20 protein-coding genes are annotated in these 17757 nt (G+C 63.5%); 11 read left to right on the top strand and 9 right to left on the bottom strand.

Translation table 11 applies throughout. The features are described 5' to 3' along the window. Positions 1–53: 53 nt before the first annotated feature. From ACGYLD_RS11690 to ACGYLD_RS11680, 3 genes are all read left to right on the top strand, one after another. Positions 54–770 (top strand): GntR family transcriptional regulator, encoded by a 717-nt coding sequence (locus tag ACGYLD_RS11690; RefSeq protein ID WP_271692070.1) that lies wholly within the window; start codon positions 54–56, stop codon positions 768–770. A 104-nt stretch (positions 771–874) separates the two neighbouring features. Then, positions 875–1957: an alpha/beta hydrolase gene (locus ACGYLD_RS11685; RefSeq protein ID WP_271692069.1), complete on the top strand. Its 1083-nt coding sequence runs from the start codon at positions 875–877 to the stop codon at positions 1955–1957. A gap of 90 nt (positions 1958–2047) precedes the next feature. Then, positions 2048–2965, top strand: coding sequence for an MYG1 family protein (locus ACGYLD_RS11680; RefSeq protein ID WP_394402645.1), 918 nt, complete (start codon positions 2048–2050; stop codon positions 2963–2965). Between the two features lie 30 nt (positions 2966–2995). Here the strand turns inward: ACGYLD_RS11680 and ACGYLD_RS11675 are convergent, their stop codons facing one another. From ACGYLD_RS11675 to motA, 4 genes are all read right to left on the bottom strand, one after another. Then, the gene (locus ACGYLD_RS11675) at positions 2996–3334 is read right to left on the bottom strand and encodes a peptidoglycan-binding protein (RefSeq protein ID WP_067262423.1); all 339 of its coding nucleotides are present in this window, start codon (positions 3332–3334) and stop codon (positions 2996–2998) included. 184 nt (positions 3335–3518) lie between these two features. Then, positions 3519–3944 (bottom strand): hypothetical protein, encoded by a 426-nt coding sequence (locus tag ACGYLD_RS11670; protein WP_209217524.1) that lies wholly within the window; start codon positions 3942–3944, stop codon positions 3519–3521. Continuing rightward, positions 3941–4195 carry a hypothetical protein gene (locus ACGYLD_RS11665; RefSeq protein ID WP_276155511.1) on the bottom strand — a complete coding sequence of 85 codons (255 nt, stop codon included), beginning with the start codon at positions 4193–4195 and terminating at the stop codon, positions 3941–3943. The genes ACGYLD_RS11670 and ACGYLD_RS11665 overlap by 4 nt, the downstream gene beginning before the upstream one ends. After that, a complete protein-coding gene (gene motA / locus ACGYLD_RS11660; RefSeq protein ID WP_271692066.1) occupies positions 4195–5061 on the bottom strand; it encodes a flagellar motor stator protein MotA in 867 nt (288 codons plus the stop codon). Before motA ends, ACGYLD_RS11665 begins: the two co-directional genes overlap by 1 nt. Before the next feature lie 93 nt (positions 5062–5154). On the opposite strand from motA, the gene ACGYLD_RS11655 reads away from it, so the two are divergent. From ACGYLD_RS11655 to ACGYLD_RS11630, 6 genes are all read left to right on the top strand, one after another. Next, positions 5155–6255, top strand: a complete 1101-nt coding sequence (locus tag ACGYLD_RS11655; protein WP_271692065.1) for a hypothetical protein — start codon at positions 5155–5157, stop codon at positions 6253–6255. 186 nt (positions 6256–6441) lie between these two features. Next, the gene (locus tag ACGYLD_RS11650) at positions 6442–6912 is read left to right on the top strand and encodes a MucR family transcriptional regulator (protein WP_271692064.1); all 471 of its coding nucleotides are present in this window, start codon (positions 6442–6444) and stop codon (positions 6910–6912) included. A 43-nt stretch (positions 6913–6955) separates the two neighbouring features. Further along, positions 6956–7885, top strand: a complete 930-nt coding sequence (locus ACGYLD_RS11645; protein WP_271692063.1) for a flagellar motor protein MotB — start codon at positions 6956–6958, stop codon at positions 7883–7885. A gap of 276 nt (positions 7886–8161) precedes the next feature. Continuing rightward, positions 8162–8791: a hypothetical protein gene (locus tag ACGYLD_RS11640; protein WP_394402642.1), complete on the top strand. Its 630-nt coding sequence runs from the start codon at positions 8162–8164 to the stop codon at positions 8789–8791. 53 nt (positions 8792–8844) lie between these two features. Further along, positions 8845–10185, top strand: a complete 1341-nt coding sequence (locus ACGYLD_RS11635; protein WP_271692062.1) for a flagellar hook-length control protein FliK — start codon at positions 8845–8847, stop codon at positions 10183–10185. A gap of 11 nt (positions 10186–10196) precedes the next feature. Next, a complete protein-coding gene (locus ACGYLD_RS11630; protein WP_271692060.1) occupies positions 10197–10865 on the top strand; it encodes a flagellar hook assembly protein FlgD in 669 nt (222 codons plus the stop codon). Between the two features lie 19 nt (positions 10866–10884). Here ACGYLD_RS11630 and ACGYLD_RS11625 read toward each other — a convergent pair whose 3' ends face one another. The 5 genes from ACGYLD_RS11625 to flgF form a co-directional block, all read right to left on the bottom strand. Further along, complete coding sequence (locus tag ACGYLD_RS11625) at positions 10885–11418, bottom strand: hypothetical protein (RefSeq protein WP_271692059.1); 534 nt, start codon at positions 11416–11418, stop codon at positions 10885–10887. A gap of 125 nt (positions 11419–11543) precedes the next feature. Further along, entirely contained in the window at positions 11544–12314 is a 771-nt protein-coding gene (locus ACGYLD_RS11620; protein WP_120350413.1) for a flagellar basal body L-ring protein FlgH, read from the bottom strand. Then, the gene (flgA, locus tag ACGYLD_RS11615; RefSeq protein WP_271692058.1) at positions 12311–12970 is read right to left on the bottom strand and encodes a flagellar basal body P-ring formation chaperone FlgA; all 660 of its coding nucleotides are present in this window, start codon (positions 12968–12970) and stop codon (positions 12311–12313) included. Before flgA ends, ACGYLD_RS11620 begins: the two co-directional genes overlap by 4 nt. After that, positions 12970–13755 (bottom strand): flagellar basal-body rod protein FlgG, encoded by a 786-nt coding sequence (flgG, locus tag ACGYLD_RS11610; protein ID WP_394402638.1) that lies wholly within the window; start codon positions 13753–13755, stop codon positions 12970–12972. Before flgG ends, flgA begins: the two co-directional genes overlap by 1 nt. A gap of 32 nt (positions 13756–13787) precedes the next feature. Then, on the bottom strand, positions 13788–14531 hold the full coding sequence (gene flgF, locus ACGYLD_RS11605) for a flagellar basal-body rod protein FlgF (protein WP_394402636.1): 744 nt from the start codon (positions 14529–14531) through the stop codon (positions 13788–13790). 98 nt (positions 14532–14629) lie between these two features. Between flgF and ACGYLD_RS11600 the strand changes: the two genes are divergently transcribed. Both ACGYLD_RS11600 and ACGYLD_RS11595 read left to right on the top strand, forming a co-directional pair. After that, positions 14630–16390, top strand: a complete 1761-nt coding sequence (locus ACGYLD_RS11600) for a hypothetical protein (RefSeq protein ID WP_271692054.1) — start codon at positions 14630–14632, stop codon at positions 16388–16390. A 98-nt stretch (positions 16391–16488) separates the two neighbouring features. Then, complete coding sequence (locus tag ACGYLD_RS11595) at positions 16489–17757, top strand: flagellar hook protein FlgE (RefSeq protein WP_271692052.1); 1269 nt, start codon at positions 16489–16491, stop codon at positions 17755–17757.

Genomic DNA, 17757 nt, shown 5'->3' with positions numbered 1-17757 from the left:
CTGTCAATTGCCCCCGCGCGTATGGTCAGCGGCGAAAGACCAAAGGCGGCCAAATGATCGACACCGATACCGATGCGCTCAACATTCCCGAGATCCCCGAAATTCCGGGCGGGACGACGCAAGAATATGTTTACGAGCGGCTGCGCAATGCGATCATGCTGGGCGCGATCACTCCGGGCACCTCGCTGACCATGCGCGGCATTGCGGAGCGGCTCGGCCTCAGCCCGACTCCGGTGCGCGAGGCGGTGCGGCGGCTGAGTTCGGAACATGCCATCCAGATCAAGGACAACCGCCGCTTGACCGTGCCGCTGATGACCCCCGAGCGGTTTGAGGAGCTGGTCGCCCTGCGCATCGCGGTTGAGACCCACGCCGCCCTGCGCGCCTTGCCCTATATCTCGGACATCGTGATCGACCGGCTGACCGAGATCGACGGCAGTATGGACCGTTTCGTGGCCGCGCGGAACGCGGATCAACTGACGCTGCTGAACCAAGCCTTCCACCGGATGCTTTACTCCGTGAACCCCGCGCAGGCGTCCCTGCCGATGATCGAAAGCATCTGGCTGCAACTCGGCCCTTTCCAGCGGCAGGTCATCACCGAGGTGGCGGAATACTATCAGATCGACCGCCACAAAGAGGTGCTGGCCGCCCTCACTGCCCGCGATGGCGCGGCGCTGAGCGCGGCGATTGCCAATGACATCGTCGACGGCGTGCTCGACACGGGCCGCAAGCTGTTGGCGGCAGAGGCGGGCAGAGAGAGGGGGCTGCCGTAAGTCTAAAGCGGGGCTGTTTCGTCGCAGTCGCAGGGGCCTTTCGTCTATGACTTTATGGGCCAATTGGGCTAGAACTGCGCCGAACGAAGGGCCGGGGGGGCGTTATGCAGGGACATGGGATTGGGGGCCGGGGGCTACAGACGCTCTGCGCGGTTGCGGTGGTCTTGCTGTCGGCCTGCGCACCGCGCCCGGGCGGGGAGACTTTGACGGTGGTGCCCGAGGCCGAAGCTGCGCAGAGTTTGGCGATCACCGTGGCCTCGACCCGCAGGCGCGATCCGCAGACCGGCACCTATACCGACGCCCGCGCGCGGGCGCTGAATTACGAGTGGTTCACCATCGCCATCCCGCCAGACCATGAGGCCAGCAAGATCGAATGGCCCAACGAGAAGCCAGACCCGAGCCGCAGCTTTGCGGTGACGGCGCGCGATCCGCTGCCGGGGCTCGATATCCACCGCTCTGGCCGGGGGCGGCAGGACGTGCTGGTCTTTGTCCATGGCTACAACCAGACCTTCCCGGAATCGCTCTTCCGGTTGGCGCAGGTGACGGCGGATGGGCATTTGCCCGAACAGCCGATCCTGTTTGCTTGGCCCTCTGCCGGGACGGTGGTGGGCTATGTCGCGGATAAGGACGCGGCGCTCTATTCGCGCGATGAACTGGCCGCCATGCTCGGCACCCTTGCCGCCGACCCCGACGTGGGCGAGATCACGCTTTTCGGCCACAGCATGGGCGGCTGGCTGGTGGTGGAGGCGCTGCGGCAGTTGCGCCTGTCGGGGCAGGATGAGGTGATCGCGCGGCTGAGCGATGTGGTCCTCGCGGCCCCCGACATCGACGTGGATGTCTTTCGCAAACAGGTCGAGGTGATCGGGCCGCTCGATCCGCCCATGGCCATCCTTGTGGCGCCGGACGACCGGGCGCTGCGCATTTCGGCGGGGCTTGCCGGGGCGCGGCCTCGGATCGGGCGCACAAGTGCCAGCTCCCCGGCGGTGCAGGCGCTGGCCAAACGCTATGGCGTCTTGCTGGTCGATATCTCGGCCATTGGCGCGGTAGACGGCACCCATCACAACCGCTTTGCCTCTCTCGTGCAGTTGATGCCCGAGCGGCGCGATGGGTTGGCGCAGGCCCGGGCGCAGGTGGGGGCCTTCATCCTCGACCCCGTCTCGGCCACGCTGGTCGCGCTGTCGCGCTAGGGCGGGCGGCTTGCACTTGGCCTGCGCCGCGCAGTATGGGGGCGCAAGCCACCATTGACCGATTTCCCCAGCCGCAGCGGAGCCACCCACATGACCATCACCCATCTCGTCACCCATTCGGGCGGCTTTCACGCGGATGAGCTTTTGTCCTCCGTCATCCTGACGCGGCTTTACCCGGAGGCGGTGCTGATGCGCAGCCGGGATGCCGCGTGGATCACCCCCGGCGCGGGGCGGATCATCTATGACGTGGGCCGCGACTATGACGCCGAAGCGCTGACCTTTGACCACCACCAGCGCCCGGGACCGCTGCGCGAGGATGGCCAGCCCTACAGCTCTTTCGGGCTGATCTGGCAGCACTATGGCCGAGACTATCTGCGCAGCTTCGACGTGCCCGAGGCGGATGTGGAGGATATCCACCACAGTTTCGATCAAGGCTTCGTGCTGCCGGTCGACCTGGTCGACAATGGCGCGCTTGAACCCTCGGTCGCGGGGCCGCTGGCGGGCATGACCCTGCCGGTGCTCTTGGAGACGCTGAAACCCGTTTTCGACGAACGGGGTGAGGATGCCGACGACCGGGCCTTCATGGCCGCCCTGCCTGTCGCGCGGGCCTTTGTGGAGGCCGCGATCAAGGGCAAGGCCGCCAAACGCCGGGCCGAGGCGATGGTGATGCAGGCGATTGAGGCGGCAGGCAGCGGGCGCGTCTTGGAACTGCCCACGGGCATGCCCTTCCGCTCGGCGGTGGAAAAGGCCGGGGCGGATCACCTGCTCTTCGTCGTGCATCCGCGCGGAGAGGATTGGGCCCTGACCACGATCCGCAAAAGCGGTGATAGTTTCGAGGCCCGCGCCGATCTGCCCGAGGCTTGGGCCGGGCTAACGGATGCCGAATTGGAGGCCGCAAGCGGCGTGCCGGGGGCGAAATTCTGTCACAACGCGCGGTTCATCGCCGTGGCGGCAAGCCGCGACGCGGCGCTGCGCATGGCCGAACTGGCGGTCGCGGAGGCGGGGTAAGGCCGAGGCCCGAAAGGGCCCCGGGCGCAGTCACATATAGGCGTCGGAGGTCAGGAAGAACATCGTTTCGCTGACCTGAACCTCATGGGCAAACGTCCATGTCGGCGCGTGGCGTTGGTAGCGGTCGGAGGCCATGAGCGCGCGAAAGGCGGCTTCGGTCCCCGGCCCCCATGCGCCGTCGATGGCCCCCTTGTAATAGCCCTCGTGTTTCAGGCTGTCCTGCACCATCCGGCGCGCGCCAAGGTCGCGGCTTTGGAACAGGGCGCGCACCTCGGCAAGGGTCACCTCCGCCGATTGCGCGCAGAGCGGGCTGACGCTCAAAGACGCGGCACCGATTGCGGCGGCGGTGAAAAATCCTCTTCGCTTCATCGTAAATCCTCTCAAACTATACCGAAGCCGGAATAAAAACGCGTTGGCCTCGGCGCCCCCCCTCCCCAGGGCGACATTTTCAATGGGGCATTGATGGAATCGAATTGCGGTTTTTTCTTGTCCGGTATTCCCTATTTAGGGGAATTTTCGTAAATAGTTCCCGTAAATGGATATGGCCGTGTAATTATCGTTGATCGTCCAGCCAGATCGACAGAAACCCTTCGGCTTGGGCGGCGGTCTCGGCTTCTTGCAGGGCTTGCCTGCGGGCCTCGGCGCGGCGGTTGCGGATCAGATCGATGCGCTTGGCCTCGGCGAAAAGCCCGTTCAGCCTGTCGTGGATGCCCGCGCTGTCGGCGCGCAGGCGCTCGGCCTCGGCCTCCTTGCGGTGGATGGTTTCCGAGACGTTGCGGATAAAGGCCGAGACCACCCGCGTCGATTCCACCGCATCGGGATCGCCCCGGTCGTTGAGCTGCTCCATCAGGCTGTGGCGTTCGTTCTCGATCTGGGTCAGCGCGCGGTTCACCTCGGCCATCTCCAGCGCGACATTCTCCATCTCAAAGCGTTTCAGCCGCGACAAAACAGCCAGCCCGTCGCCGCGCTTTGGCTTCACTGCTCTGCGCCCTGTGACAGAACGATGAGCCGCTCGCGCATCCGTTCCAGCACCTCGGCGTCGAGCAGCGGAAGCCCCTCCATCGGGGGGACATGGCCGATGACACCGTGACGGCGCATGGAATTGGGCAGCCGGGCCTCTGCTTTGGCGGTCTTGTCGACCTCTTCTGCATCCTTTTCCTTGGCCGGTCCCGCCGCCAGCCCCGGCCCGGCAAGGAGCGCGATCAGCGCGATCAGGGGCAGGGGGCGCATCATACCGCAGGCAGTTCGCGCTGCGAGGCCTCCACGGCGGAGAAGTTCGGCTGTTTCGTCGTGGGAATGTTGCCGCGGCCCAGTTCGATGCAGATGCTTGGCGGGTGGCCCGCCACGATGGCGACGATGACGTCACGGATCACGGTATAGATCGCTCCGTCTTCTTCCTCGATCTGCTCCAACCGGCCTGCGATGGGCTGCACCATGCAATAGGCAAGGAAAACCCCAAGGAAAGTGCCGACCAAGGCACCGCCGATCATCGCGCCAAGGATCTCTGGCGGCTTGTCGATCGACGACATGGTTTTGATCACCCCCAGAACCGCCGCGACGATGCCGATGGCGGGCAGGCCGTCAGCCATGCTCTGGATCGCGCGGGCCGAGACGAGCGCCTCGTGGTGGTGTTTTTTGATCTTGCGGTTCAACACGTCTTCCATCTGGAAGCGGTCGTCGAATTGCATCGACATCATGCGAAAGCTATCGGCGATGAGGTCGGTCAGGAAGTGGTCTTTCATCAGCTTGGGGTAGCGCTGAAAGATCGGGCTGGCCTCGGGGTTTTCGATATGTTCGTCCATCGCGACGATGCCCTTGGTCTTATAAAGACGCGCCAGTTCGAACATCAGCGCCAGCAGATCGTTGTAATCCGCCGCCTTCCAGCGCGGCCCCTTGATCACCCGCATCACCCCGGCCAGCGATGACTTCACCACCGAGAAGGAGTTGGCGATCACGAAGGCCCCCAGAGAGGCACCGCCGATCATCATGCCCTCGTAGGGGAGGGCGTGCAGGACGATGTCCATATTGCCCCCCGACAGCATGAAACCGCCAAAGACCAGACCGAAGACCATTACAAGACCAAGCAAGAGTGTCATTGCTGCACACGCCTCCAAAAAGAAACTATTCTTACTTTATCCTTGAGTGAATGGGTCTATACAAGTATTATCTAGGAAAGAACTTGGGTTTCAATGATGAATAGTGGTTTTTCGGTCAAAGAAGAGTTGAAGGGTGATGTCGACGCTCTGCAAGAGCCCGATGCCTTCGCCTATTTCGTCGATCCCTCCGAGCTTTCGGTGCTCGTGCCGGGCTGGCCCGAAGAGATGCGGCTGCTGCTGTGCATGGATGCCGCCGGTCTTTGCGAGTTCGTGGTCTTTCACAATGACGAAGAACATGCAGTTTTCGATCGGGTAGCGGATATCCTCGACCGTCCCGTGGGCAGCTTTGCCGTCAGCCCCGAGGTTGAGGGCCACCCCTGCCGTAGGCTGTTGTTTTCTGAGGAAAATGCGCTGTTGAAGGCCATTCAAGACAGCAAAACGCTTGAGGAAACGGCGGCGGATTATCTGATCAACTATAATTTCGCCCGCGAAGAGGGGCTGGATTTCGACGAGTTGATGCGCCAGCGGCCCGAATTGGACCAGTTCCAACGCGTCAGCACCAACAAGATCTTTCCCATCGGCAACCGCAAGCGCCGCAAGCTGCGCTCGGGTCCGCCCGAAGGCTATATGCCCTCTGCCGAGGTGCAGCCGGGGGAGTGTTTCTATGTCCGGCTTGAGATGTGGCTCGCCGGGGGGCGCATGCGAATCGCCTCCAACCCGGAGCAGCCGCTGCCCATGGTGCCGACCTTGGTGCGCGATATCGCGTTTCGGGATGATTTCGCATCGGTTTATATCCCCCGTGACACCCTCGCGGCGGAGTGGCGGCCCAAGGATGATATGGTGATCGACATCCCGGCTGAGCTCTTCCCCGCAGGCTTCAGCGACAGCTGCGCGCGCCGTGAAGTGAAGGTGGCCGTCATGCCGCGCGGCATCTTTGTCGAGTTCGGCGCGCCGATCGAGGTGCCCCCGGCGCCCGAGCCTGAGTTGCTCGACCCCGCCGCATTGGCACCGCAGCCGCCCGCGCCCCGCAAGAGCCTGTGGAAGTCCCTGCATGTGCCGCTGATCGCGGTGGCAGGGCTGGGGGTGACCGGTCTGTTCAGCACAATCATCGCCCAGACCACCGGAAATGACGTGGCCCCCGATCCGGCCCCGAAAAGCGCGATCTTCAAAACCGTCGCGCAGATGGAGCCGTGATGCATTCCGCACGATATGGCGAAAAAGTGCTTGCCAATACTTGCGCGGGTTCCAAATACAATTCGAATCGTGATAAGAATAAACGGCGAAGAATTATTTATCTTTGCTGCGTCCCTTGCGAAGCGCTCTTTGAATGCTTCGCGAACCTTGCAGAAGGCAAGATTAACTTAACAAGGAAGTTGCTTCATGCCTAATGTACCCCCCAAGCAGAATCTGAGCGATACCGCGATTGCGACCATCGTTTCGGGGTTCGCCAGCCGCAGCGACGTGACCATTGACGATATCCTGACCTTGGTCGAGCGTCTGCGCGCGACCCCCGCTGAGGCCCCCGCCACCCCATTGGCCAATATCCCAGCCGCCGCCGTGGCCCCCGTCGCGCCCAAGGCGCAGGGCATGACCGCCGCACCGGGCGAGCAGCCGATGACCGAAGACACGATCTTTTGCCTATGTTGCGGCAAGGGGTTCAAGATGCTGAAACGTCACCTCGGGGCCGAACATGGGCTGACCGAAGCGGAATACCGCGTGATGTTCAACCTGCCTGCCGACACGCCGCTGGTCGCGCCGAGCTATTCCAAGCGCAAGGCCGAATACGCCAAACGCGCAGGTCTGGGCAAATACAGCCGCGACAAATCGGACAACAACGCAGAGCTTTCCTGATCTGGCCCCCGTGCCCGGTCTTGCGTAATCGGGAGGCCGCGTGATGGCTGACAAGAAGAACGCGATGATCATCATCAAGCGCTACGACGCGGAGGGCGGCCACGCCCACCACGGCGGCGGTTGGAAGGTGGCCTATGCGGACTTCATGACCGCGATGATGGCGTTTTTCCTGCTGCTGTGGATCCTCGCCGCCTCGGATGAGGAAAAGCTGCGCGGGCTGGCAAATTACTTTACCCCCACGGTGTCGGACGGCGGATCCTCTTCGGATGCGGCGGCGGACCTGCGCCCGTTGATGGCCGCAGGGGTGATGACCGGCGCGGTCGACAACACCGGCAATGTGCAAAAGCCGACCTTTGGCCGTGACAATCCGATGATGGTCTTCGACAGCCGTCTGCGTGATAAACCCGCCGCCGTGGTCGTGGAATATGCCGAAGCGCCCGAAACCGCAGCGCCCGCCGATCCCGCCACTCTCGCCGCGATCGAGGAATCAGAGCGCCGCCAGTCCGAGATCGACCGCATGGCGGAGGACATCGCCGAGCGGATCACCTCTGACAGCACCCTGAATGATCTGGCGCGCAATGTCCGGCTGGAGAAATCGAACGGGGCGCTGACGGTTCAGGTGCTGGATCAGGATGAGCGGTCTCTCTTTGCGCGGGGCAGTGCCGAGGTGACCCCGAAGACCCGCGAGTTGCTGCTGGCCATCGGCGATGTGATTGCCGAACAGAACCAGCCGGTCGAGATTGTGGGCCATACCGATGCCGCCGCTTTTGGCGCGAACAATGGCTACACGAATTGGGAGCTTTCGGCAGACCGCGCCAATGCCACGCGCCGCACGCTGATGGCCGCGGGCATCGCAGGCGCGCGCTTTATGCGGGTGTCGGGTGTGGCCGACACGCAACCGATCAACACGGTCGATCCCCTGGCGCCGGAAAACCGGCGCATCTCGATTCGCTTGGTCTATCAAGCCAAGTAGACCTTGTTTTCAAGGCTCTATCGGCCCGGTTGTGCGAGATTTCCATCCTTGGCAAAAGTGCGACATCCCTGCCGCTGATTCCCAAAAAAATGGCACGGTCTTGTAAAATTGTTGACGGTCAAGGTCTTGCGATCTAGACCTTATGTAATAATCGAGCACCGGGCACCTAAAAAACTCTTAAAAATCGCCCGGATAAACCATGGACAGAACGTCCTGAACGAGGCGGAAATGCAGGTAAACTCACTTATAGGTGGCATCTGGAAGGGTGCCTGCCACATGGATTCATCGGCCGATGGCCGTCATTTCAACATGCTGATCCGGGCGCTGATTCCGGTTCAAGCTTTGGTCTTCGAGATGCAGGATTGGGCCGGTCACCCGGTGGCAATGCCAGATTGCATCGAACCGATCCCGGGCATTTGCCTTGGCGATATCCTTGCCGAAGAACTCGACGCCGATGTGCCTTATGGCTCGCTCGTCGTTATTCGCAAAAGCGACAATTTCACCAATATTTCCCAAGCCGCCGGTGCGCTGGTGGGCGAAGTGCTGATCGGGATCATCGGGCGCGGCCTGTTCCCGATGATGGACGAAGACAGCGTTCTGCACGCTTTGGGGCAGGCCTACCATCACGCCGCCGAGGCGGATGAGCTGCTCAAGCTGGGGCTTGAGCCTGCGGCCTTCCGCATGGGGCTCAGCGCGGTTCTGGGGCAGTACTGGGGCCGTCCGGTCGACAGTCATTCGGTCTTTGCAGCCCCCGCAGAGGGCGCGCAGATCTCGCTTCGTGCGCTGACCGGGACAGAGACGCCCGTGACCCTTAACCAGTGGACCCTGCGACTCAAAGCCCTCGTCGAGGCCCGCAGCGCACGCCGCGCCTTTGAAGATCAGCGCGGGAACGTGCGGATCTCCTGATCCTACAAGAGCCTTCGGAATCCCGCCGTGGATCCCAAGTTGGAGGACGTCAGATGATCGCTCAACTTCAGGCAGCAACTGCGGTGCCGAATGCCGCAGGTCTCGGGCAGCCCTCGGGGAAGGGGGCTGCCGAAGGCTTTGCCGCCTTGATGCAGGGGTTGGCCGGGCAGGGAGGCGCGTCGGAGGCGCAGGGCCAAGACCTGCAAGCCGCGCCAGAGGTGGAAGCCGCACCCGATACGCTGCCCGAGGACATCGACCTTGAGACGGCAGAGGGGCTGATGGCCCTGATGGATCACACCCTGGCGGGGTTGGAGGAGACCAGCCAGCAAATCACCCCGAAAGCCGCCCTCGTCGCATTTGCCGAAGCCTTGGGCGAAGCGCCGCCTGAAAACCTCGGCGCGCTGGAGGCGGTGGCGAATTTGGATGACCCCAGCCTTGAGGCCGCGTTGGAGGAGAGGATCGCCGGTGCCCTGCGCCTGCCCACCCCGGCGAGCCAATTGAGCATCGCCTCGGCCGCGCTGCCGGTTGTGGGACGTATGGCCATGGGGCAGGCCCAGCTGGGGGCGCGCGTGATTGCCTCCGAAGGGGCCGCGCCAGTGTTGCAGGCCGAAGGCCCTGCCGAACAGAGCGGGTTTAAAACGGTCTTGCCGAGTGAGGGACCGGCCCCGAGAGCCGCCACCGTGGGGGCGACAGAACCGCCCCTCGCCGCGAAGGCCGAGGGCAGCACGACCGCCCCCAAGGTGGACTTGAGCATTGAAGCCGCAGACCCGCGCCTCACAGCCGCCGCCGAGCGTTTCAGCGCCGCTGTCGATGCCGCCAAGGTAGCCCAGCCCGGCACAAATGCCCCGGCAGCAGAGGCCGTCCTGCGCGAGGTCGCCGCTTTGACCGCGCCGCAGGCACCGCAGAGTGAGGGGCTACGCCTCAGCCCGCCGCAGCCCACGCCGGCCCCCGCGCCGAACCCAGCCGCCGCGCCGGAAGAACAGCTTCGCCAACACGTCAGCCAACAGATCCGCAGCCTTGATACGGCGGACAACAAGCTGCGTTTCTCGCTCTCCCCCTACGGCATGGGCGAGATCGAGATTGAGGTTGTGCGCAGTGAGGCGGGGCGCATGCAGATCGCTATGACCACCGAAAGCGCCTCGGTCCTGAACATGCTGCGGCAAGACCGTGAGCAACTGCTGGACGCGCTGCAATCGCGCGGCATCAGCGCCGAGAATGCGGATCTCGATTTCCAGACTTTCGGCGACAGGGGCCGCAATGGCGGGCAGCAACAGGGCCCGGCGTTCACCCAGACCACAGCACAGGCCGATGATGCGCAGGGCGGTGACGCTGCGCCCTTGGCCCAGACCCCCAGCCCGCGCCTCGGCGCCGGGCAGCTAGATATCCTCACCTGAAAGGCGAGACCATGATCGACGCGACCACAGCAAGCACCCTGAGCACCGCCAACACCTCGGCGGCGGCGACCTCATCCGCTGAGCTTCAGGAAAGCTACAACAGCTTTCTCACCCTGCTGACGGCGCAGATTTCGAACCAAGACCCGCTGAACCCGGTGGATTCGACGCAGTTCGTCTCGCAATTGGCACAGTTGACCCAAGTCGAGCAAAGCATCGCGACCAACGCGAGCCTTGAGCGGATCAGCACGATGCTTTCCACCGTGGGCGCGATGTCGGACCTGCAATTGATCGGGCGGGACGTGCTGGTGCCCTCGACCCAAGTGCGCATGACCGAAGATGAATTCCCGCTGAGCTACCAGCTCAACGCCGGGGCGGAGGAGGTGACCGTTCGGATCTTCTCCGAAGACGGCACCCTGATCCGCGAGATGCCCGGCCTCTCCACCGCCGAAGGAGAGGTGATCGACGTGGAGTGGAACCGCCTCGATTCCGTGGGGCTGCCGGTGCCGCCCGATACCTTCCGGGTTGAGATCACGGCGACAGATGCCGAGGGCAACGATGTAGGCGTCACCCCGCTGACCCGGTCCGAGGTGACGCGGGTGAACTTCACCGCCTACGGGCCGGAGCTGGAACTGGATAACGGGGAATCCGTGCTGTCGAACGTGGTGCGTTCGGTTCTGTAAACCTGCGCTGTGGCGCGTGTCAGAGCCGCGCCACATCTTGTTTGTAGAGCGATACGAACATCACATCATCGACGCCCTTATGCTCTTTGCTGATCAGATCCCGCAGCAGCCGCGACAGGGCTTCGCTGTCGATCGCCACGCCGCGCAGCACGGCGCTTTCGGCGGCTAGGTTCATCGCCTGCAAGAGCGAATCGCGCATCCGCGTCGCGTCTTCGACCCGGCGGTAGCGTTCGGCCAATTCCAGTGACCCCATCTTGAGCGCGAAATCCGCGACCACATAAGAGACGCTGTTGGTCTTCTCCACCGGGATCGTCATCTGCCCAAGGCGCACCACCGTGCGGTCCTTGGCCAGTTCATAACTGTCCATCGGCGCGTGCTCATCGCCCTTGGCGGGTTTTTCGCCCTCGGCACCATGGGCGTCTTTCTCGGGCGTATGGGCGGCGTCCTTTACGGCCTCCTCCGCGCCATGTGGGGTCTTCTCATCACTCTTTGTCCCCGCCGCTTCGGCTGGGGCAGGGGCGAGGGCCAGACCGGCGCCATAGCCTGCACCCATGCAAAGCAAGGGGAGTGCTATAAATGCGATTGCTGCCTTTTTCATGTTCGACCTTTCCTGAGCTTTCGTCAGGTTTAACGGTCGATTGCGACGGCAATGGTCTCACTTTGTGACCAAGTCAGGAATTAATAGGGCAGGATCACATCCATCGCGTCTTCGCCGTAGCTGCGCTCTTGCGCGCGCGACAGCGTGCCTCTGCCGCCATAGGCGATGCGGGCCTCGGCGATCTTGTCGTAAGAAATGGTGTTGTCATCGCGGATGTCGGCAGGGCGCACGATCCCGGCCATGCGCAGCTCGCGCAGCTCTTGATTCACCATGATTTCTTGGCGTCCCGCGACGACGAGCGTGCCGTTTGGCAGTTTGTCGATCACCAAAGCGGCGACTTTCAGTTCGATCTGTTCGTTGCGGGAAATAGCGCCAGAGCCGCTCGCTTCGGAGGCTGAGCCGATCTCGACCACATCACCGCTCGGCAGGTCTGCCGCGCTGATTCCAGGCAGAATTGCGGCAATTTTCGCGCCATAGCCAAAGAATGTCGGGAAACCGATGGAGCTTGCACCCTCACGTTCCCGGTCGGTCGAGTTGCGCAGTTGCGCGCGGTCGTCGATGGAGATCACGACGGTGACGATATCACCAATATCATCGGCGCGCTGGTCGGCAAACAACGCTTCGCTGCGGGCAGAAAAGAGCGAGGCCTTGGCGCTGCCACGGCGCGGCGGCTCCATCGCGACGGCGGGCATCGGCACCTGTACGCGGGCGACCTCGGGGATGGTTTGGCCGTCCACCACGATCGGCGAGGGCTGCGGATCGCGGTCGAAGTGATCTGCGGTATCGCAGGCGGTCAGGGCAAGGGCCGCGCCGAGCATCAAGACAGAGGGGCGCGCGAAAGCGGTGGTCATCGAATGATCTCCACGGTCCCTTCGCCGGTGGCGATGCCGGTGACCGTTTTGTTGCTGACAAGGTTCACGATACGGATTTCCTGCCCCTCATGTGCGTCATCAAGCGCGCGCCCGGGTGAGGAGAGGGCCAGAAGCCCGTCGCTGAAATAGATCTCCACCCGCTCGCCCCGGTTGATGACCAGCGGCTGGATGATGGACTGCGTCTGAATGGGCCGCCCCGGCGTCAGCACGCGGCGCACCTGTTTGCCAACGACCTCTTCCATATCCGTCATCACATAGGCACCGATCCTGCCCACGGGCAGGCGCATCACGGTCAGGTCGTCTTCCATGATGATGTCATCGGGCAGCAGGCGGGTGATGGGCACAGGGACCGGCATGGTAACAAGGGCATAGCCCGCGATGCGCTGCACCTCGCCCGTCTCAAGCACCGCATTGGCCAGAAACTTGCCGCTGCGCGGGTCCATCCAGAACTCGGCCAGCGTCAGCACCTCTTCGGCGGGGGCGTCCTTGACCGTGATCTCGAAGGCACCCTCTTGCGGCAGGCTGTCGGCGTAGTCCAGCCGCGCGCGTTCCTCGACCAATACGCCGATGGGCGCCGAGAGGGCGGGGCCGGTCAGCGCCATCAGGCCAAGGAAGAGGGCGGCGAGCCGTCGCATTAGCGGATTTGGTTCGCAGCCGAGAGCATCTGGTCTGCGGTCTCGATTGATTTGGAGTTCATCTCATAGGCGCGCTGTGCCGAGATCAGATCGGTGATCTGCTGGATGACATTCACGTTGGACGCCTCAAGATAGCCCTGACGGATCATCCCCGCGCCCGGATCGCCGGGGTTCACCACCTGCGCTTCGCCCGAGGCTTCGGTCGCCAGTAGGAAGTTGTTGCCCACCGGGCGCATCCCCGGCTCGTTAACAAACGTGGTCAGGCTGAACTGCCCCAGTTCCACCGGGACGGGATCATTCTCAACATAGGCCATGACGACGCCCTGTTCGTTGATCTCGACCGCCGTGGTGTTCTCGGGCACGACCATGCCGGGCTCGACGCGGTAGCCCTGCATCGTCACGATCTCACCCTCGGGGGAGAGTTGGAACGATCCGTCGCGCGTATAGGCGGTGCCGCCATCGGGCAGCGTGACCGAGAAATAGCCCCGCCCGTCAATGGCGACGTTAAGCTGGTTTTCCGTGGCCACCATGCCGCCTTGGGTGTTCAGCCGCACGGTGCCGGCGGTCTGCACGCCCATGCCGATGTCGATGCCCACGGGGCGGGTCGATCCGGCATCAGAGGTGACGGCGCCTTCGCGCTGCATCGATTGGTAGATTAGATCTTGAAAGGCGGCGCGACTGGCCTTGAACCCGGTGGTATTCGCGTTGGCGATGTTGTTCGAGATCACATCGACATTGGTCTGCTGCGCCATCATGCCGGTCGCGGCGATGCTGAGTGCCTTCATTTTCTCGTTCCTTCCGTTTTACGGATGCCGGGTCAGACCGCCTGTCCGATCCGTTTAAGCGAGTCGCGGCGCAAGTCGTCCGCATTGCCCATCATGGTATTGGTGCGCTCATAGGCGCGCTGCACGTCGATCAGCCGCGTCATCTCGCGCACCGGGTTGACGTTGCTCAGCTCCAGCGTGCCTTGGCGCACCTGCACGGCTTCGGCCACGGCGGGATTGGCAGCGCCCTCGGGGGCGACCAACATGCCGCCGCCAAGTCGCTTGTAGCTTTGGATTTCGGGGATATTAAAAACGCCGATCCGGCCCAGCGGGCCGGTCTCACTGCCCGAAATGGTGCCGTCTTCGGATATGTTGATATCGCCCATGCCCGCAGGGGGCAGTTGGATCGGCGCACCGCCCGCGTCGAGCACTTTGGCCCCCGACAGGAGCGTCAGATTGCCCTCAGGGTCGATCGCAAAGCTGCCATCGCGGCCAAAGGCCTGCTGCCCGTCGACGGTTTGATAGCTGAACCACCCCTCACCATGCAGCGCCACGTCCAGCGGGTTGCCGGTCTGCGACAGCGCGCCGGGGCGGGTGTCGATGTAGGAGCCGGTATCGCTGACAAAAGCCGCCTGATCGTCGCCAAGCGCGGTGTTGTCCTGCAACAGCGCCTCGAACACCACATGTTCGCCCTTGTAGCCCGCGGTGCTGGCGTTGGCGATATTGTTGGCGGTGATGTCGAGCTGGCGCTGGAGGGAAGTCGCCAGCGACATGCTGATATGGCTGGTTTCCGTCATAACGGGCCTCAGTTTGGGCAAGGATGGCGTGACATTATGAAGATCAGTGTGAAATAAAGAATGGATCTTTACAAGAATAAAGTGCATCTATTCATATAATGAAGCATCTGCACAACATTGTTCTTGGCCTGTCTTTGCTCTTGGCCTCACCCGCGACGGCGGAGGAGGGTGCTGTCTTTGCGCCTCTATCCTTGGCCGAGCAGGGGGAGCAGGACTTTCTCGCCACGCGCGAAGCATTGATGACGCAGCTGGCAGAGGTCTCCGCGCCGGAGGATCCTGCGCGGGCCGAGGTGTTGCTGGGGCTGGCGGAATTGCACCTTGCTTGGATGATGCGCCCCGAGGCGGCGGGCTTTCTGGAAGCGCTCGACGCCGAAACCCTCTCCGGCCATGCCGCGCGGCGGCACCGGACCCTGAGCCTCGCGCTCGCCCTGCTCGATGGGGGCGCGGGAAGCGATCTGGGACAGGCGGTGTCATGGTCCGTCGGCTGGGGGCAGGGGCAAGCTCTGCGCGCGGCGGCCTTTGCCCGGCTTGGCGCGGTGGCTGAGGCGGCGCGCTTGATGCCGCGCACCTTGGAAAGCCTCGCCGACCTGTCACCCGCCATCCAAGCCGCCATTTTGCCCGATCTGCTTGAAGCGGCGCTGGAGGCCGAGAATTGGGACGTGGCGCAGGCTTTGGCCGCGCAATTCCCCGACCATGCCGAGCTGCGCGATGGCCCCGCCTATCGCTACCTTCTGGCCCGCGCCTCAGAGGTGTCGGGCGATCTTTTGATGGCTTTAGAAGGCTATGTCCAAGCCGCACAGGGCCGCGATGCCTATGCGCAACGGGCGCGGCTCGCGCTGGTCCGGATGGGGCGCGAGACCGAGACCCTGCCGGGGCAAGACGCGCTGTCTTTGCTGAAAACCGCGCGCTGGATGTGGAGCGGGGATGCCCTCGGGCGCGAAGGCGCGCAGCTTTTGGCGGAGGTCGCCGCAGAGCAGGGCGACACCGATACCGCCTTGTGGGCGCTGCATAACTTGCTGCGCACCGCCCCTGAAGAGGAGGCCGGGGCGCTACGCGCACAGGCGCGGGCGATCTACGGTGCCTTCTATGCCGCTGGGGCGGCGGGGGAGATCGACCTTGGGCCATTTCTTGAAGGGCACACCCGTATCAGCGCCCGCTGGCGTTTCGATCCGGGCTTTGTCGGCCATGCCATGGCCGCGCCGCAACGCCTGCTGGATACCGGGATGACCGCCCTTGCCGCGCGGGAGTATCGCGCGCTGCGCGAAATGGCCCAGACTTTGGAGCGGGGCGGGGCGACTGCCCCCGATGCCAGCCTTATGGCCCGCTTGCGGCGCGGCGAAGCGCGCGCGCTTTTGGCAGGTGGGCAGGCGGATGCGGCAGTGGACCTGCTCAGCGGCTATGCCGACGATCAGGGCGCCGAGGCCGAAGCGCTTTTGGTCGAGGCCTTGGCGCAGGCGGGCCGGTCGGATGAACTCGCCGCCCTGCGCCTGCGCGCCCAGGACATGGACCTGCGCCGCAGCCGCGCGGTGGCCCTCTACGAGACCGGCAAATGGGGCGCTGCGCGGCACGCCTATCTTGAGATGTGGGAGGCGCACCCCCAGCAGTTTGCCTTTGCCGATGCCACCCGCCTGACCCTCGCCGCCTATCAGGCGGGCGACAGTGCCACGGTCGCAAGAGCCGCCACGGCCTTTCCCGCGCTGGCCGACCTGCCCGGCTGGGCCGAGATCGCCACCGGGCTGGGCGCGCGCCCTGCCGAAGAGGGGCCGCTGGGGTCAGACGTGATGCGGCTGAGCATTGAGAGCGCGGACCGTATCCTAGATGCCGTGACCAAGGTCACGGACGTCAAGGAAAGTCAGTGACATAAATATCAAAAACAAATTTTATTCTTGCTTTAGTCATGAAGAATCGGCTTTCTCATGTATAAGTCAAGAATAACAAGAACGAGCAGGATCAAGTCATGAGCATTACAAGCGCCCTTCAAATCGGGGTCAGCGGGTTGCAGGCCAACTCCTCCCGCGTCCAGAATATCTCTAGCAATATCGCCAACGCCAATACCGTAGGCTACCGGCGGACCTTCTCGGAATTCGTGACACAGAACACCGGGTCGACGCAGGCGGGGGTGCTGACGGATGTGCGCGCCGATATCTCGGCCAATGGCAATATCATGGGCACGGGGCGCTCGACCGATCTTGCGGTGCAGGGTGACGGCTTCTTCGTTGTCTCGCGCAACCCCAACGATCCTGTCGAATCCAACTACTACCTGACCCGCGCCGGTTCCTTCACCCCGGATCAGGACGGCAACCTGCGCAACTCGGCGGGCTATTTCCTCTCGGGCTTTCCGACGGATGCCAGCGGCGCCACGGGCAGTGTCAGCAGCACCAGCTACAATGACCTCAGCACCGTCAATGTGGCGAGCTATCAGGTCCAAGGCACGCCTAGCACCCGCGTTGGCGTTTCGGGCAATGTCCCCGCGCAGGAGACCGGCGCTGGCACCACCGGCACGGCCTTTGAATCCACCCTGCGCTATGTGAACCAATTGGGCGGCAGCGATGCGCTGAACCTGTCTTGGACACCGGGGGCCACGGCCAACGAATGGACTGTCAGCATCAGCGATGAAGCGGGCAGCAGCTACGGCGAAGCGACGGTGAATTTCACCGACAGCGGCGTCAATGCAGGCAGCCCGGCGAGCTACACGCCCGGCACCCTGCCGATTGATCCCGCGACCGGCGTGGTGACCCTGCAAATCAACAACGGCGGCACCCCCCAACCGCTTGAGATCGACTTCGGCGCGCCCGGCACCTTTGAGGGGATGACCCAGTTCTCGGGCGACTACACGCCTCCGGCCTTTTCGGATGACGGCACTGAGACCGGCAGCCTTGAGCGGGCCGAGATGAGCGACAGCGGTATCCTCTACGGCGTCTTCGACAACGGCCAGCGCCGCGCGCTGTTCCAAGTGCCGCTTGCCAATGTCGCCAACCCCGACCAGATGCGCTCGGTCGACGGCAACGCCTATGTGGCGACCCGCGATTCCGGCGCGGTGAGCATCGGCAACCCGATGTTGAACGGTCTCGGCAGCATCAACAGCGGGGCGCTCGAAGGCTCCAATGTGGATATCGCGGAAGAGCTGACCGACCTGATCCAGACACAGCGGGCCTATTCCTCAAGCGCCAAGATCATCACCACCAGCGATGAGATGCTGAGTGAAACGCTAAGCATCAAACGCTAA

This window comes from Sulfitobacter sp. 1A12056, from assembly GCF_043558125.1.
GTDB classification, from domain to species: Bacteria; Pseudomonadota; Alphaproteobacteria; order Rhodobacterales; family Rhodobacteraceae; genus Sulfitobacter; species Sulfitobacter faviae.
The sequence above is the reverse complement of the archived record's forward strand: the minus strand, read 5'-3'. Positions and strand labels throughout refer to the sequence as shown.